The organism is Streptococcus oralis (assembly GCF_003943385.1).
Classification (GTDB): domain Bacteria; phylum Bacillota; class Bacilli; order Lactobacillales; family Streptococcaceae; genus Streptococcus; species Streptococcus oralis_CA.
Window position 1 is genome coordinate 1 of record NZ_RJPI01000010.1, and the last position, 18,842, is coordinate 18,842.

11 protein-coding genes are annotated in these 18,842 nt (G+C 41.2%); all 11 read right to left on the reverse strand.

Features of this window, described 5'->3' with window-relative positions:
- Nucleotides 1-4,124, reverse strand: a 4,124-nt coding sequence (locus D8803_RS09840; RefSeq protein WP_223805120.1) for a KxYKxGKxW signal peptide domain-containing protein, incomplete at its 3' end; no start/stop codon positions are given.
- Between the two features lie 437 nt (nucleotides 4,125-4,561).
- Nucleotides 4,562-4,738 (reverse strand): hypothetical protein, encoded by a 177-nt coding sequence (locus D8803_RS07555; RefSeq protein WP_000066117.1) that lies wholly within the window; start codon nucleotides 4,736-4,738, stop codon nucleotides 4,562-4,564.
- A gap of 68 nt (nucleotides 4,739-4,806) precedes the next feature.
- A complete protein-coding gene (gene gtfB / locus D8803_RS07560) occupies nucleotides 4,807-6,135 on the reverse strand; it encodes an accessory Sec system glycosylation chaperone GtfB (RefSeq protein WP_000562905.1) in 1,329 nt (442 codons plus the stop codon).
- Nucleotides 6,136-6,162: 27 nt separating this feature from the next.
- A complete protein-coding gene (gene gtfA, locus D8803_RS07565; protein WP_000158470.1) occupies nucleotides 6,163-7,692 on the reverse strand; it encodes an accessory Sec system glycosyltransferase GtfA in 1,530 nt (509 codons plus the stop codon).
- Nucleotides 7,693-7,706: 14 nt separating this feature from the next.
- Complete coding sequence (locus tag D8803_RS07570) at nucleotides 7,707-8,393, reverse strand: hypothetical protein (protein WP_038805689.1); 687 nt, start codon at nucleotides 8,391-8,393, stop codon at nucleotides 7,707-7,709.
- A gap of 255 nt (nucleotides 8,394-8,648) precedes the next feature.
- Nucleotides 8,649-9,824: a family 1 glycosylhydrolase gene (locus tag D8803_RS07575; protein ID WP_000620805.1), complete on the reverse strand. Its 1,176-nt coding sequence runs from the start codon at nucleotides 9,822-9,824 to the stop codon at nucleotides 8,649-8,651.
- 51 nt (nucleotides 9,825-9,875) lie between these two features.
- Nucleotides 9,876-12,197 carry a hypothetical protein gene (locus D8803_RS07580; protein ID WP_131200744.1) on the reverse strand — a complete coding sequence of 774 codons (2,322 nt, stop codon included), beginning with the start codon at nucleotides 12,195-12,197 and terminating at the stop codon, nucleotides 9,876-9,878.
- 68 nt (nucleotides 12,198-12,265) lie between these two features.
- A complete protein-coding gene (secA2, locus tag D8803_RS07585; protein ID WP_000851051.1) occupies nucleotides 12,266-14,653 on the reverse strand; it encodes an accessory Sec system translocase SecA2 in 2,388 nt (795 codons plus the stop codon).
- A complete protein-coding gene (gene asp3, locus D8803_RS07590) occupies nucleotides 14,643-15,677 on the reverse strand; it encodes an accessory Sec system protein Asp3 (RefSeq protein ID WP_001269546.1) in 1,035 nt (344 codons plus the stop codon). The genes secA2 and asp3 overlap by 11 nt, the downstream gene beginning before the upstream one ends.
- Nucleotides 15,674-17,254: an accessory Sec system protein Asp2 gene (gene asp2, locus D8803_RS07595; RefSeq protein WP_084945355.1), complete on the reverse strand. Its 1,581-nt coding sequence runs from the start codon at nucleotides 17,252-17,254 to the stop codon at nucleotides 15,674-15,676. The genes asp3 and asp2 overlap by 4 nt, the downstream gene beginning before the upstream one ends.
- Nucleotides 17,241-18,839 (reverse strand): accessory Sec system protein Asp1, encoded by a 1,599-nt coding sequence (gene asp1 / locus D8803_RS07600; protein WP_131200745.1) that lies wholly within the window; start codon nucleotides 18,837-18,839, stop codon nucleotides 17,241-17,243. The genes asp2 and asp1 overlap by 14 nt, the downstream gene beginning before the upstream one ends.
- Nucleotides 18,840-18,842: the final 3 nt, after the last annotated feature.

Below are 18,842 nucleotides of genomic sequence, written 5' to 3' on the forward strand. Positions count from 1 at the left end.
GCTGAAGTGCTTTGGCTCGCACTAATTGACGCAGACTGGCTCGCGCTTACTGAGATAGACGCTGAGTTCTGGTTGTTAGATGCTGAAGCTGAGGCACTTTGGCTTGCGCTTACTGATGCTGAAGTACTTTGACTTGCAGATACAGACGCTGAAGCTGATTGGCTAGCTGATACAGATGCTGAGTGACTAGCACTTACTGATGCTGAAGCGCTTTGGCTCGCACTAATTGACGCAGACTGGCTCGCGCTTNCTGANATAGAAGCTGAGTTCTGGTTGTTAGATGCTGAAGCTGAAGCACTGATGCTTGCGCTCACTGATGCTGAAGTACTTTGGCTCGCACTAATCGACGCAGACTGGCTCGCGCTTGCTGAGATAGAAGCTGAGTTCTGGTTGTTAGATGCTGAAGCTGAAGCACTGATGCTTGCGCTTACTGATGCTGAAGTACTTTGACTTGCAGATACTGAAGCTGAAGCTGATTGGCTAGCTGATACAGAGGCTGATTGGCTAGCACTGATGCTTGCTGAGATAGATGCTGAAGTGCTTTGGCTTGCGCTTACTGATGCTGAAGCACTTTGGCTCGCACTAATCGACGCAGACTGGCTCGCGCTTGCTGAGATAGAAGCTGAGTTCTGGTTGTTAGATGCTGAAGCTGAAGCACTGATGCTTGCGCTCACTGATGCTGAAGTACTTTGACTTGCAGATACTGAAGCTGAAGCTGATTGGCTAGCTGATACAGAGGCTGAGTGACTAGCACTTACTGATGCTGAAGCACTTTGGCTCGCACTAATTGATGCAGACTGGCTCGCGCTTACTGAGATAGACGCTGAGTTCTGGTTGTTAGATGCTGAAGCTGAAGCACTGATGCTTGCGCTCACTGATGCTGAAGTACTTTGACTTGCAGATACTGAAGCTGAAGCTGATTGGCTAGCTGATACAGAGGCTGAGTGACTAGCACTTACTGATGCTGAAGCACTTTGGCTCGCACTAATTGATGCAGAGTGGCTCGCGCTAATTGATGCAGAGTGGCTCGCGCTTACTGAGATAGACGCTGAGTTCTGGTTGTTAGATGCTGAAGCTGAAGCACTGATGCTTGCGCTCACTGATGCTGAAGTACTTTGACTTGCAGATACTGAAGCTGAAGCTGATTGGCTAGCTGATACAGAGGCTGAGTGACTAGCACTTACTGATGCTGAAGCACTTTGGCTCGCACTAATTGATGCAGAGTGGCTCGCGCTTACTGAGATAGACGCTGAGTTCTGGTTGTTAGATGCTGAAGCTGAAGCACTGATGCTTGCGCTCACTGAGGTTGAAGTACTTTGACTTGCAGATACAGACGCTGAAGCTGATTGGCTAGCACTAATTGACGCAGACTGGCTCGCGCTTGCTGAAATAGACGCTGAGTTCTGGTTGTTAGATGCTGAAGCTGAAGCACTGATGCTTGCGCTCACTGATGCGGAAGTACTTTGACTTGCAGATACAGACGCTGATGCGCTTTGGCTAGCTGATACAGAGGCTGATTGACTAGCACTTACTGATGCTGATGCGCTTTGGCTCGCACTAATTGACGCAGACTGGCTCGCGCTTGCTGAGATAGAAGCTGAGTTCTGGTTGTTAGATGCTGAAGCTGAAGCACTGATGCTTGCGCTCACTGATGCGGAAGCACTTTGACTTGCAGATACAGACGCTGAAGCTGATTGGCTAGCTGATACAGAGGCTGATTGACTAGCACTTACTGACGCTGATGCGCTTTGGCTCGCACTTACTGATGTTGAAGCACTTTGACTAGCTGATACGGATGCGCTGGCTGATTGGCTTGCTGATGCACTTTGGCTAGCATTTGCTGAGCTTGATACTGATTGGCTTGCACTGATGCTTACTGATACAGATGCTGAAGCACTTTGACTTGCAGATACAGAAGCTGAAACTGATTGGCTAAGGGATCCGCTTTCTTTAATATTTACTTGAATGTCCTTAAAGTTAAGCTGTCCTGCTTCGTCAGTAATCTTATATTTAAGTGTTACAGTTCCTGTTCCAGTAGGCGTCCCAGAAATTTGGATAGATGGGATATAACCAGTTTTACCAGCCCCTGGTTCATCGGTTCTAGTAGTAACTGTTAATCCAAGTGCTTCTAGTTCTTTCTTGCCATGAATCAGTTCAACCGCTTGATCTGCAAGGTAAGAACTCTGCCAAGAACCAACAGACTTATCTCCTTTGTTATTACCATCATGAACATATAAAGTTTCATTAACTCGTTTACCGACTTCAATCTCAGGAACTAGTGGTTCAGGGGAAGGAATTAGTGAGTCTTTGCTCTTGTTGATAATTGACTCCTGCGCAGCCTCAGTTACAACTTCTTCTGGACGGCCTAGATAGGTAAAGAAATCAGCATCCTTACCTCCCGATCCATTAGTATGTCTGACGAGCATATTAGGATTTTCAGTTAAAACCGTCCCTGTAATAGTGAGTTTTGGAACATAGGTAAAATCAGCACGCCTTTCCACCCCTGGAACATACCTCAAACCACTATATTTGGTTGTACCACCATTACCAGTGTACAAAACCATAGAATTTTTAGCATCTTGCTCATATCTATACTGTTTATCATTATGGAAATATAAAGTTTCATTAACTCTATCGCCTACTTTATATTTTGCAAGAGGAGCCAATGCTTCTTTTTTCCCCTCAGCATCATACGTTACAGCAGGTCCCTTAAACTGAGTAGTAGTAAGGTTCATGAATATGCTGGTTTGAGGAAAGCTACGTCCATCAAAGGTCACATCCAGATTGACACTACTATTAAATGCTTTTGGATTATCACTCTTGAAAGTTACATATGGAATATAACGTCCAGGAGCCACTTCCACACGACCTGTTTCCGAGGTAATATTATATTTCTCTTGTGCTTCTTGCCAGTTTCGAGTCTCTAGAGTTGTTCTTGCAGAAAGTCCTGCAAACTCACTATCCTTATATGAACCGTAAGGATATTCGTCCGCATCAAATTGAGACTTATGCATGTAATATGTTACCGAGAAAGGAACACCTGCTCGTCCCAGAAAGACCCGTTGTCTATTTAAACGACCACTTGTTTCTGGAGAGTTGATGCTATATGGATCGGTATTTAGAAAGAAAGGTTCTTTTGATCCAGTATCGATCGGATTTGCTCTAAATCCAGAATACCCTGTCTTTGGTGCAGTCGCTACAGTATTGTCTACCTTTTGGTTTTTCTCAGCTTGCTTGGTTGTATCCTTGCCTTGGGCTTGGTTCTTATCCGCTATCACACCAGCTGCGATATTGTTGCTTGTCGTTGCTGCTTGGCTACTAAGTTGAGTTGCACTAGACAAAGCATCACCGAGTTTGCTTGATGCTAAGCTAGCTGCAGGTTTGGTATCGGCATTGAGTGATGCTGATGTAGAAGTTGAGACAGATGCTTGTACTTCTGATCCACTCGTTGCACTAGTGCTCTCAACTAGTGAAGTTGAAGCTTGAGCGCTCGCTGACGCTGATGTAGGAGCTGATGTTGATTGGCTCGCTGACTCAGATGCTGGAGCAGTTGACTGACTTGCTGATGTTGAAGCACTTGCAGATGCTGATCGACTGACTGATACTGACTGACTTGCTGAGGCAGATTGACTGACTGAAGCTGACTGACTCGCACTCGCTTGAGCCTCAACAGATTGACTGACTGATACAGAAGCTGAGGCAGATGCTTGTTCTGCTTGAGCTTTCTTTACTTCTGTTTGCGCTTGAGCGATGATTGAGTTAGTACTTGTTTCAGTTGTTTCAGCTGCTTTTGGTTCAGCTGCGATGACTGTTTTATCCTTTTCTGCATACTCAGATGTTTCATCCGCATAAACAGTTTGCTCTTGAGTCATCACAAATCCTGCAGCTCCCGCGGCCAGGATTCCCCCTATACCCGCTAGCGTGTTAAAACTAAGGTGTGCGTGATCAAGTTCTTCAGTGTCTGACAGGGTACTAGAGACAACTTCGCCCATACCACCGATACGGAAGAGATCCAATTGAGAGTTTGAGGCTTTTACCCAGTTTTTACCCGACTTGTAAAGCTTATAACGCTTTTTCTCATCTACGATCTCGAAATCTTTGTTAAACTTTTTACTTCGAAACATTTGTTTCCTTTCTTTTCATCAAAATGCGACCCTTTGTTAACCTCATGATCATTAACAAAGCGTAGTTGCGCTACCCTCTCAAAACCAGAGACAATCAAACCGCAGTCAGTCTCAGTTTTTATCCCTTTGACTCAGAAAAAGCAGATTCCATCTGGAATATACCAGTCGTTTTTATTTAGTATATACCATTTACCATTCTATCAAAACAGCTCCTCCTTTTCAAGCAATTATACTCGAAATGACAAATAAAAACACCTAATTTTTACCTAAAATTCGCTTTCAAGGATCAAATAATTGAAAACGTTTTATTATCTTTCGAAATCTCTTCCTTCCCCCACCCTTTCACACTAGTTCACTTAGACAGAAACAAAAAAACCTTGACGAGCAAATCATCAAGGTTCATCTTTTCTAGAGACCATCTCCATCCAGAAAAGTTCCTAAAAAAAGCGTCCCAACTGCATGAGTAGTGTGACCAAAAGAGTTACGAGAAAGAGAACTCCGCCCAGCACGGCAATCATGCTAAAATCTTGCTTCTCCCTTTTTAGGGGTTTCTTTCGATTATCTAGCTGTTCTCGTATATGTTCTTGTAAAATGCTATTGTCCTTGTTAGACATGTGCTCCTCCTTTTCTGTTGATAGAAAGGAACTTGCTTTCATCGAAAGCAAGCCCTTGTCTTATTAGCTTATAAAATTGCCTTGTAGGCTTCCAGATCAGCCTGATTCGCCGCCTGTTTTTGCTTAGCAAGAGCAGCCTCCATTTCAGACGGAAGAGAGAGAACTCCCTGAATCTTACCTACCATGGCTGATACATTTTCCACCGGATAAATGTGGCTTTCTGCAACGAAACGATGATTGTGACAAGTCGTCTCAAAACTGAGAATCAGCATATTATTCTCAAAAGCTGTTCGACTACCATTGAGAATTTCATCACTGATATTGATATCCAGATACAAGTCGCAGCGAGCAAAGAGCTCATTCACCTTAGCTGGACGAATATTAGGGTAGAGGGAAATATTCGGATAGCGATTTAATTCCATTAAACGACTTGACATCTCAGTAATCGCTCCAATATGGAAATGAACATTTGGTAATTGAGTCAAAAGTGGTTCAATTTGCTCGATTTGGTCACTATTCGTCAGAATCAAAGCTTCTGGATTCATATTATTGAGGCGATGGTATTGATAGAGATAACCGACATTGCGGAAGTAACTCTTCTCTTTTGGTGTCGCAAGCTTGAGGATTTTATCATAAACTTGTTTATCCTGTACTGCGATACGGATGTTTCGATGAGGCAACTGCATCGCCGCTTTCATGTTACCCGGCAACTCCTCTCCAATTGGCTCCTGCCAGAAAAGAATATCCTCTGCTCGTCCTTCTTTCGGAGTCAGACCAACGGCTACTAAAAATGGTGTTGCTAGAGAATTGTAGATAATGCGATCTGTATCATATCCACGATATCGCAAGTAAAAGATTACAAATTCTTGCTTAGAATTGAAAATATGGCGTTTTCCATCAAGAGTTAGGACAATATCCTCTGTTAGATGATTTTCCATAATCACCGTCACGTTATCTTGATTAAAGTAACGTGTATGAGTTGGACGCTGAGCATCATCATAGGTAATCTGTGCAAAGAGACGTCCCTTGCGATTGTAAATGTCAGCAGCGCGTACACGACCTTGATCATCCAACCACTCGACTGCACGCACGCGACGTTCGTGTGTCGGTTGACGGTAAAAGATATTGGCACGTTTCTTACCCATATCCAAGATTTCACCATTAACATTGCTCGAGCGAATTTCCCACAAATGAGGTTTCGGAACAAGGTTAAAATAAAGAGGTAGATCGTCCTCTGAAGCCACATCTCCAGTAAAGTAACTGTAAGGCGACTCGACATCAGGTGCGAGGTAACCATCGTCTCGGATCACGACAACAGGGCAGTCTAGTCCAGCTGCCTTAAGTGAACGTAGTAAATCAAAACTCGCTTGATCATAGCGTTCAAATAAACAAATCATAGTGTTTATGCCTTTCTTTTCGAATCCCTACTGATGCTGTGCAGATTGAACAAGATCATACCAACGCTGGGCAATATGTTCATCAAGATATGGTTCTGCCACCTCGTAGGATACACGGGATAGATCTTCTTGGGAATGTTGAGTAAATAGCTGGACAATCTTTTCTGCGTATTCCGTTGTCATTGCATCCAGATCATCTGGACGCGCCTCAGGAATCAAGTAGCCATTTTCCCCATCACGGATAAAGGTTGGATTTCCATAACGTACATCAAAACCAATAATTGGCAGACCAGAGCCAACCGCCTCTAACAAGGTCAAACCAAACCCTTCACTTGTGGAGGCAGACAGGTAAGCAGAGTAATTTCGATACACATCTGCCATGTGGTGATGCCCCATCAGACGGATATAGTCTTCTGCATTTAACTCATGAATTAACTGCTCCAACATGGCTCTTTCGCCACCCGTACCATAGATATCAAAAGTGATTTCAGGTAATTGCTCATGCGCCTTCGCTACGGAGTGAATCAACCAATCGATATGCTTTTCACTGGCTAGGCGCGAAGCTGTAATCAATCCAAACGGCTTGCGCTCGCCTTCTGGATGACGCAATTGATCCAGACTTCCCACTGGAATAGTCAAGATTTCCTTTGGTTTGATGGTTGTATATTGAGCGAATTGTTCTTTGAGTAGGTTCGTTTGCGCATCGGTCGAGTTGATGATATAGTCCACTTCTTCGGCATGTTCAAACTGATACTCATAATAGTTATTCCACAAAATATAGTCTTTCTCAGCAGGATTTTCACTAAAGTGGTCTGCATGAACGATTACGACTAGCTTTGCATCGCCCTTATTAGCAAAGATAGCTTGACCAATATCTGTCTCTCGGTCTAAGATCAACAAATCTTTGTCCGTCAAAGCTAGACTTCTCATAAAATGCGCGACAAACTCTTGCTTAGAATAGAAAACATGATTTGGGAAACGATAGACTTGCGTTTCCTGTCTACCATCGACTTCATTGATGATTTCTTCATAGGCCACACTACCATCTTCATTGAGCCAGGTACGTTGATATAATTGCGCATGACCATTCATCGGACTAAAATACTCAACAAAATTCTTTGTATAAGTGTAGTACTCTTTTTGAATCAAACAACCACGCGAAACAATTTCGGCGCGTTCAATCAACTCTTTATCCATATCACAGGCATAACAAGTTACAAAATCACCATCACCAAATACTAGTCGAATCGTCTTCATATCGGTGTCGCGGATAATTTCGAGAGGCTCTTTATCGAAACTCGCTAAGACCTGCGCTAACGTATAGGTCGTCGGTGCAATTTTGACATCTGTAAAATGCTGATAAAGCCAGATAACCTCAGAATCTTCAAAGCCAATATTCTTTGTCAAATGTTCAATGTTATCAGCAGATATAAAATCCATAAAGATGAACTTCGCTTCTAAGCCCACACTACGAAGCAATTTTGCACGGTAGATCTGCGCATATTCTACACCGCTACTCGCCCAGCCAATCCCCAAATTGATGTTATAAATTGTCATATTTGATTATCCTCTTACAAAAAGTTATCTCGTTTAATTCTTGAAAGACGTTTGATTCTCTTGCCCTTATCATCATCTAACTTATCTTCGTCTTTCTTTTTAGGTTTTGCGCGACGTGAAGTGATGTAGCTGACAGAGATGGTACTATCTGTTCCTGTTTTTGCAAGGGGTTGTTCGAGATGGACTTTCTCTCTCTCAGGCACCTCCTCTTCTTTCTCCTTAGCAACTTCTTCTGGTCTATCAAGTTCTTTACGCAATTCTTGAATTTTTTTGATATCTTTTGGTTTACCATCGATATCGTCCAGTTCTAGAAAATCATCAATTCGACTGATAATATTTTTAATTTTTTCTTTTTGTAAATTATACAATCTCTCAGCCTCTGCCCGTTTTTTGGTCAGAGTATCGATTTCTTCGAGAATAGATTCTCTCGTATCCAAGTAGTCTTTTTGTGCCTTTTCTAACACTTCTTTAGCTTCTTTTTCGGCCCTATCATGAGCTTCAATGACAAGAGATTTGGCATAAATGACTGCTTCACCGATCTCTTTTTCTTGATTCTTCATAGAGTCGATTTTTTTACGTAGAGATTCGATTTTTTCATTCTTCTTTTGAATTTCACGATCGAATCCTTCCTCTAATGCTTCGATACAATCTTCGACTTCCTTAGCACGGTAGTTACCGAACAATGTTTTCTTCAGTCTCATTTTGCTCCCTCTATTCCTTACTTATTCTGATTTACACCACTACTCCCCATTGTAGCATAAAATAGCGCAAATTGCTATTCTTTTCTAAGCTCCAAACAAGGAAAATATCCTAAGCTGCTATCAAGCAAAACCCGAACTTAGCTTAAAATCCATCTATTTCTAAAAAAATGTCTGATTGATAGATCAGACATTTTCAAAAGTAAAAATACGAACACTACTTCTAGGGTAGAAGAAATTCAGTTATTACTTCCTATTTTAAAAATTTAGTTCCGTCCAAGTAAGCGGTGTATAGCCAAGCAATTCCACACCATCATACTCGACTGTTTTCACGATCTCTTGGATGTTTGTTTTCAATTCTTCAGTTGCTACGCTATTTGAATCATCCAAGACCACATCATCTTCCACGACGAAGAGTGGTTTTTGGTAACGATCGTAAAGATTGTTCATCACGAGACGAAGTCCCACAGAATCAATGCGATTTTGATTTTGGCCATTACTTGCATATTTGTTGATAAAAACTTCTTGGGAATTGCTTGATGCATAATAACTGAAGCTGACAAAGTCAATTTTCCCATCTCTTAGGACAAAGAGGTCGTCATTTTCAATATCCAAGGCGATTTGATCACGTTCCAAACGACGCAAAAAGTGATTTGGGTAGTATCCACGAACTTGCACGTCTGTAAACAAATAATTTTCCCTATCTTTGACTTCTGCTTCCATTACATCAATAGCATTTTCAGTTTGCTGACTGTAGTTTTTACTAACAACCATCATCCCACCAAACTGAAACTCTGGGTTGATTGTTTTTCCGAGCTTGATTGCACGTGCAGAAGCAACTAATTGATAATGAGCTGCTTGCCAAATCACCTGTTCTTGATTGTCATCTGCTCCAAAAGACAATCCTCCACCAAGAAACGGCAAATGGTGCAAAACGTTGAACTCATTGAAGGTAATCCAATACTTCACTTTGTCCTTAAAGTACTGAAAGACAGCTTCTGCATAACGCTCAAAGAGTTCAATCATCTTGCGGCTTTTCCAAGCTCCATATTTTTCGTATAGATTCAGCGGAAGGTCAAAGTGACTCAAGGTCACAATAGGTTCGATATCTTTTTCTAATACGTCGTCGATGATTGCTTCATAATATTTCAATCCCTCTTCACTCGGCTGCAGCTCTTCACCATTTGGAAAGATGCGTGCCCAAGAAATCGAGATTCTATAGGCATTAAAACCCATTGATTGAATTAAATTCAGCTCTTCCGTATAATCTCTCTGACCTACTGAAGCAAATCTCCCTAGGATATCATAAGATCCTAAAGGTACATTTTTGTAGTCAACTGTTCCATTCAGAACTTCTATCCGAGACTGGTCAACTGGTAATACATCTGTAGTACCCAAACCTTTGTTACTATTTGACATCATATTTCTAATCATAGTGGCTCCTTTTGATTTTTATTATTTCTATTTAATGATTGCAAGTTCTGTTTAGAAGGATTTCTCATCTTCCCTTTTTTGAGTAATAGCAGCCAAACCAGACAATTCACTTGCAACATTTCTTAAGTCACGTGCTAGGGGTTGCGAACCTGGTCTGAGTAGGTGATAGAGTTGGCGTTCCGTCATCCTTAAATTTGTTCCATTTGATTCTGAATAGTGAGACAGATGTTTCAGAGAGTCTTGCAAATCTATATTCTTTATTGATTCTTTTCTATTTTCAAGCTCCTGTTGCTCCTCAGCAATATGTGCTTGAGACAATTCTTCTTCAGAAATTTCAGGTGTCATCACTTCTTGCACTTTTTGCTGGTGAGTTAGAGGGCTCATATCCAGTTCAGAGAGGCTCTTATACAGACGTTCCGAAACATGCAAGTCATGCGCGAATACTTCTGTCTCCGCCACACTCTGTCTATAGGAACCAAATTCTGATTCTAACATACTATAGGATTGAGATAGGGATGCTTTCCTGAAACTCACCGAATCAGCTACACTCTGACTTTGACTTAAGGATTCAGATATTTGTTGGCTTTGACTTAAGGATTCGGACTCACTGAGATAGAGGATTTCGCTCAAACTTAACGACTCGGACTCAGAAAGTAGATGAGAAATCATCTCACTCAAGGAAAGAGATTCAGAAATCGATTCCCATTCACTCTGGCTCAGGCTATAGAACTCAGACTCTGAGACACTCTGACTGGCTTGCTCCGATTCGGAAGAACTCCACCACTCTGATTCTGAGTGACTTTGGGATTCGGATATGGATTCCCATTCACTCTGGCTCAGGCTATAGAACTCAGACTCTGAGACACTCTGACTGGCTTGCTCTGATTCGGAGTAGCTCCACCACTCTGATTCTGAGTGGCTTTGGGATTCGGATATGGATTCCCATTCACTCTGGCTCAGGCTATAGAACTCAGACTCGGAAACACTCTGACTGGCTTGCTCTGATTCGGAGTAGCTCCACCACTCTGATTCTGAGTGACTTTGGGATTCGGATATGGATTCCCATTCACTCTGACTCAGGCTATAGAACTCGGACTCGGAATAGCTCCACCACTCTGATTCTGAGTTGCTTTGGGATTCGGATATGGATTCCCACTCGCTCTGGCTCAGGCTATAGAACTCGGACTCAGAAACACTCTGGCTCGCTTGTTCTGATTCGGAATAGATCCACCACTCTGATTCTGAGTTGCTTTGAGATTCCGAAATGGATTCCCACTCGCTCTGGCTTAGGCTATAGAACTCAGACTCGGAAATACTCTGACTTGCTTGTTCTGATTCGGAAGAACTCCACCACTCTGATTCTGAGTTGCTTTGAGATTCCGAAACGGATTCCCACTCACTCTGGCTCAGACTATAGAACTCAGACTCGGAAATACTCTGGCTCGCTTGTTCTGATTCGGAGTAGCTCCACCACTCTGATTCTGAAGAGCTTTGGGATTCGGATATGGATTCCCACTCACTCTGACTCAGGCTATAGAACTCGGACTCAGAGGCACTCTGACTTGCTTGTTCTGATTCGGAAGAACTCCACCACTCTGATCCTGAGTAACTTTGGGAGTCTGAAACAGATTCCCACTCGCTCTGGCTTAGGCTATAGAACTCAGACTCGGAAACACTCTGACTGGCTTGCTCTGATTCGGAAGAACTCCACCACTCTGATTCTGAAGAGTTTTGGGATTCGGAAACGGATTCCCACTCACTCTGACTTAGGCTATAGAACTCGGACTCGGAAACACTCTGACTCGCTTGTTCCGATTCACTCAAGGAAAGGGACTCTGAGTATGCAAGACTTTCACTCAGAGAGAATGCATCCATATCCTGACAAAGGGACTCACCTGTCAAATGCTCAGAAACAGAGAGGCTATCAACCAGGGAAAGGGACTCAAATTCAGATTCTGAAGAAGAGACCACTAATGAGTAGTTCTCAGACATGGACTCTCGAAGCGAGAATCCTTTTGCTGATATACTCTGGCTAAACGACTCACTGTACGAATCTGCGACAGAAAGGCTAAGGGAAGCTAAAGCGCTAGTTGACAAGCTCTGACTAACATCTCTTATCAAGTCAGCTACACCCAGACTGTTCCTTTCCTGAAAGTCTTCTAAGGCTTCCATGACAGAAACTGATTCTGTTGGTAACTCAAGATCTTCACTAGCACTCAGAATAATTTCCTTTTGCTCTTTGAGTTTTCGACTAACGGGCTTTGATTTAGTTGCATCCAGGCTACGGTAATCACTATCTTCCCTACCCTTTTGCTTAAACTTTGATATCAAACGTTTAAATCCCTTTAGCTCTTCGTTATTATTTTTGCTCATAATATGATTTTCTCCAAAAATACAGTTATATCATCATTATAAAGTCTACAACAGAATCTGTCAAAGTATTAGCCAAAGAAAACTTCTAACTTCCCAGAAGGCTTAATATTAATGTAACTCAATGCCATATTTTTTATAATGTTTAGATTTATATCTGCATTCATTCTTTTGTATGATTTAAAAGCTTCTTTATGAAACTCAAAGACAGGATTTTTTTGGGCATACCCTTGACTAGACACCAAACCTTGAAATTGCTGTAAATAGTCAACCTGCTCAACCCAACAGTCATCTATCGCTCTCAAAACAACAGTTCGTTGAAATTGATTGAACAACTCTGAATCCTTGATTTTATCTTTTTTCTGCTGGTATTCTGAAACAAGGAGGTCAGATAAAAACTTTTTAACTTGCCGTAAATCCGTGACATCTAGATCATCTGGAATATCCTCGCAGTAATAACTAATGTTATCCAAAACAAAGCGAAATAAATCCGCCCGCTCTTTAAACGGTGTTTTACTTGTGTAAATGTCCACTGCATCCGATAGGATAGACAAGAAATAAGTCAAATCAAAGTCTGGATGAGAGATGAGCTTATTACGCTTATTGTAGATAATCTGTCGCTGAATACGGATACTTTCATCATATCGTTCCGTTGAACGTCTGGAAGCCGCTGACGCGTTATCACTATTCTTCTGAGCTTCTTCAACCGCATATCTAATACGACGAGAGGTCAAATGAATCTTTTGTTTTTCCTCTGGTTTTGCAATTTCTTTGTGATAGTACTCACTAATCCATTTGCTACCAGACTTGGAAATAAGATCATCCTCAAGAGAAATAAAGAATTTGCTCAACCCTGGAGCGCCTTGTCGTCCGGCACGACCGCGAAGCTGCAAATCCACTCGCTCACTGGACATTCTCTCTGTTCCAACAACAGCGAGTCCACCCAACTCAGCAACCCCTTCTTCCAAGATAATATCTGTTCCACGACCTGCCATTGATGTTGCTACCGTCACTGCAGAGCGTCTACCAGCCAGTGCGATCATCTCAGCCTCTTTCGCTGCATTATGGGCGTTCAACACATTATGGGCGATTCCCTCTTGGAGTAAGAGCATAGAATAAATCTCAGACATTCCAACTGATCCTGTCGCAATTAAAACTGGCTGACCTTTTTTATGTAATTTTTTGATATACTCCAATGAAGCATATAATTTTTGAGGAATCGTGAGATAGATTTCATCTGGATAATCAATTCGTAAATTGGGTTTTCGTGTAGGAACAACTACGACTCCCAAGTCGTAAACGTCTCTGAACTCCTCCTCACAAACTTTACCAGTACCCGTCATTCCTGCTAATTTTGGAAACATTCTAAATAAATTTTGATAGGTAATAGAGGCCATCGAACGCGTTTCCAATGTGATTTTCACACGTTCTCTGGCTTCTAGTGCTTGGTGCAGTCCTGATTGGAGTTTGTTTCCTTCCAAGAGACGTCCTGTCGCCTCATCCATCAGTTTAACTTCGCCATTATCCACTGTATACTGACGATCTTTTTCAAATAAGTGGTTAGCTCTCAAAGCTAGGTTAATTTGGCGAATGAGCTGGTAATTATCTGGATCATAGGCATTCTGAACGCGGAAATAAACCTCTGCTTCCTTTACTCCTTTTCTCGTCAACCATACAGACGTCCGAGTGGAGTCTAAATTAAAATCTTCTCCTTCTTTTAGAGTTTTTACAAACTCATCACACGAGAGAAAGAGGTTGGATTGCACCCGAGGAGAACCTGAAATGATTAGAGGCATCTGCGCACTATCTAGCAAGGCTGCATCTACTTCATCGACCAAACAAAAATAAAATTTTGGCAAAAACTTCTTTGATTGAGATGTCGCCAAGTTTTCTTCTAGGTAATCAAACCCTAACGCACTATGTGTTGTATAGACAATATCATTCTTATAGATTTGTTGTTTTTGAGGAATTTTAAGTTTTTTTGTCGGATCGTCCGAGACGCCAACCCCAACTGTCATTCCTAAAAATCGAAAAACGGGTGCCATTTGTTTAGCATCACGCGCTGCCAAATATTCATTGGCCGTGACTAGGATTGTACTTTTTTCCGTCAAAGCATTTAGGTATAAAGGAAGGATAGCTGTCAAGGTTTTTCCTTCCCCTGTTCTCATTTCTGCAATCTGATTGTCTTGCATAACCAAGGCCCCTAAAACCTGAACATCATAAGGATATAATCCTAATACACGCTTGGCTGCCTCACGAATGGTTGCATACGCTTCTGGCAAAATGGACTGCAAGCTTTCTCCTCCAGAAAGGCGTTCTTTAAACCATTTTGTCTGAGCTTGCAGTTTCTCATTTGACATAGCTGCATAACTATCAGATAGTTTATTAACCTTCTCCAAAATCTTTTTGTAACGCATTAGTTTATAGGAGTTGGTCAAATTGAATCGTTTAGTTTTCATTCTCTCTCATCCACTCTTCAATCTTTTCCAAGTCAATCGCTTGAAGTAAAAATGACTTATCTAATAAATATTCAATGTTTGCTAGTTCACGTGGTCTAGTCTTCAAGTCCGCATATTCCTTAACTTTTGTCGGATTAAATTGCTGTAGCAATAATTCTTTAAAAATAGGCGGATTTACTCGATTACGGTAACGTTCCAGCAAGCGTTGATAGTCTAGTTCGCTTAAAAACTCATCCGTCACAAGAGCGTATGAATTTCCAAATTGTTTGGAGTAATGCAAGGCCGCAATATTAGAAATCGCTCCATAACCAACAAAAGCCACTTTTTCAAAAAGATGCTCTTGCGCTAATTCTTCAATCGTTTCAAGCAAGGTTTCGTAAAAACGTTCCTCCATGTATAGGAGCGCTTCTCTATAAGACGAATTAACAATCAATACATTTGAGAAATGTTCACGAACACGTTCTGGAATAAAACCTGTTCGATTGAGTTCAGGTTCAGTAAAGCAAACATACATCGTTTCTTTCTCGGAATCCTGATGAAGCAAATCAGAAATCCAGTAGCGATCCACTGTATAATCCGCCAACTGCTCCTCAGCAACATAAATCCCTTCAAAAAGGAAGCGATGACAACCCGAGCTGACTAACTGCACCTTATAATATTGTGTATTATCTGGAACGCATACGCTGACTCTCTCTCCCTGTTTAATGATTTGATTCGAAATTTCTTCATCTCGAGCATCCATAAATTCAACTTTTAAGTATGTTGAATTTTCTGGGATGGTTTCTATATGACTGCCAAAAATATAGTTTTGCCCACGTTTCAATTCAGGAAGCTGACTCGTATTGCGTAAGGCCTGATAGTTTGCCCGTGAATGCCATTCATGAATAACTGTCCCCGAAGGCATGAACTGGTTTTCATACAAAACATGACCACCATCTAACAGTTTGACAGATGAACCGTATAGATACTGAGATATGCTTTGGATATCCCAATAAGCAAAATAGACTTCTTCCTTGTATCTCACGATTTAAACTCCCTTTCAAAACTATTCATTAATAGCGTTTTATATTGATTAAAGAACCATTCGACAATACCTTGTGTATCGTCGTTGTGTCGTCCAGTCAATCCCTTACTGATAACGCTGACGCGGTAATCTCGCTGTCCTAACTCATCCAGCATATCGGGATAGGCCGACATATCATAGTCATCTTGATACATAAAGGAGATAATGAATTTTGTTCTTGAGAAATCAGCTGACTCAAAAGCCGTCCAGAAACGTTCGTTAAGCTGAGCTGTAGCTTCACTTGATAATTCTCCTATTGTGCGGTACACCAAATCCAGTGACGTTGGAAATCCTCCCGGACGAATAGTTGACTCATTTTCTGCCATATCTCCTAAGTTGACAAGAGGTTTTCCGACAATGACGGCATGAGGTTCCAACTTAGAACTATAGTAAAGGGCGCCAAAAGTCCCCATTGATAAACCTGACAAGGTCAGTTGTTCCTTCGTAAAACCAAGTTCATCTAAGCAGTTATGAACCACCTGGAGAAGTTTTTGTTCCAGCTCCTCCGATCCAAGATAGAATGCGCCCCCTTCTGAACGCGGATCCCCTACTAGTAAGAATGGCGAACCCAAATTATTCATCATCCAGTATCCCTCGAACCCCTCTGCGGGACGGTACCCTGAAAAATAGATGTTCAACGGTGGTTTCAAATCTCCTGGATGGAAGAAATAAATCAGTTCTTCTCTATTTTTATCGCTAATTCGTTTTCCTCCGACTAACAAGTCTCCATAGCCTAGATGGGAGTCTCGATAGTGGCAGGGACCAAGTTTTACAATTCCTTGTCCTTTTGCTTGAATGCTGATACTCAAATAATACGAATCATTTACATCTAACGTCAGAGATCGGTCAAAGCTCGTTTCATCATAAATCCATTCTTGCATGGGAGAATTTCCAGCTGGAAAACCTTTAACAACGTAGCGGATCGAACAACCTTCTGAAACCCTGAACTCAGGCCACAGATCTAAGGGCATCTCCCCACTCAGAAAAACATTATGTTGATAGGTCGCAATAGTCTGATAATCCTCGCCGTATCGACCACACAAACGAAGGTAGTTTGTCCCTTCATAACTGATTTGACCCTCAAAAGATGGTGCAGCGACTAGATGATTAACACTTAGTTTCGTTCCATTTTGCTTGGAGAAAAAACCACGTGAAAATATATGTAGCATCTGCTCTGGATTTTCAAAATTTGTTTTCACAGCTTTTTTGCGCAAAAGAAATCGTTCCAACGTTTTTGTAGTGATTTGACAACGCTCATGATAGAACAGACGGTAAACCTGAATTTTCTGATCCAAGATAGTGACATACTCTAAATATTCAGCAGTATCGACCAACACGACATCAAACGGTCTGTCTACTTTTTTCTTCTTTTTTTTCCCGTTTTCCGCCTCAACTTCTCTATTTAAGATCCCGATATCTTCTGGCAATAAAGAGACGATATCTTCTGGTTTGACAAATGTCCATTTTATATTACTAGGAATTTCATATTGCTCCTGCCAATTTTCATCAGCAATTTGCAAAACACTAATTTTTTTCATTTCCTTTTAATTCCTTTATGGTATTTTTCCACATATCGACAATCTCACCCCTTGTATACTGTTCAATCTTCTTGACTGAGTGAACTAGAGATTGATTCCAATGTTCTAAGTTTGTGAGGTAGTATAAGAGTGCCTCTTCGAAATCTGAAATATCATCTAGAATCCAACCATTTTCTCCATGCTTCACATAAGAGGAACTATACAAGTTAACCTGAGGGATCCCTCCACTAATGCCAGCGATTTGAGTCAACACATCAGCTGGAGTTCCCAAATCTAGTATAATACGAACGTACTTCAGAACTTTAATCAAATCGCTGTCGCTATGAATGGTTTCAATATCAATCCGTTCGCGAACAATATCCTCTTCATCATCAAGAACTCGGTTTTCACCTCTTGCTCTTTTCTCTTTATCAACAAAAATCAATTCTTGTTCATATTCTGGCTTAAGTGATCGATAGCTTTCTAGTACCTGTTTTATATAGGCCTCTCGACCAAAATCCTGACTTTGTGTTCCAACCAGCAAGTCAATCCATTCATTTTTCAACATCATTTCAAACAAAGTCGTAAACACATATTGAATTTGATCTGCTGGTAGATTGTCGTAATTGACGTAAACAATCAACTCTTTTTTTCTTTGACTATGCCCTAGGTTTAGATGAGTATCATAAGGCGGAATCTCATAAAATCCCGGCAACTGTTCTAGATCAACATTAGCTGCTATCGTTTCAATTTTATTTAAACTATCAACAACGAAGAACGGCGTGTCTGTCAAATCCGTTAGCAGCTGCTCCTGGTTTGTAATTGGATAGCGATCTCCAAAAAAAGACAAGATAACATGATGGTTTTCCTTAATCTTTTGGAAAAAGTGATTGTGCTGCACATCTGACGAAATCACAATCGTATCATCCTTGGTTAGCGCAGAAGTTAGATACTGATCTAGTTTTTCATTGATCAATTCTTCGATATCTCGGTAAACTTCTTTTGCAAATGTAGCCTGCGCCTCAGGGTTGATAAGCACTTGATGATTTTCTGTACCCAAAAATTCCCTAAACTGCCATGTGCCTTGTAAATTTAAATAATCTTGGTAGTAAGGTTGTTCATTTTCAAAATAGATGATACTTGAAACAAATCCACGATCATCAAAAATTAGCTGATGATTTGTCTGCCCACCCTCAAAATAAGTAATATCAAAGAAATTACCTGTTTGTGAAAAGTTAATTTTAGCATAGTGTTCTTGATTTAAATATACCTCAATCATAAAAGGAGTATAGAAGAATTCTACTCCTTGAGGCCATTTAATATCTTCCAGACGAATTTTACGTACAGATACATCCGTCAGACCTTGTATGGTATCAAATAGATTCCATACAGTTTCTGGCAATATTCTTTGCTGATAAAGAAAGGTTCGAATATGTGGTGAATAGTTCAAAATCAGAGTGGTATTTGCCTCTCCTGATTGCTGAAACATTCGCAGCAAATTCACCGCATCATCAAACATCATATTTTTAGACACGTAATAGAAAGGCAGGGTGGTAGAATACCATTTCCGATCTTGTCTATACCAAGATGGTACAAAGTAAAACATATC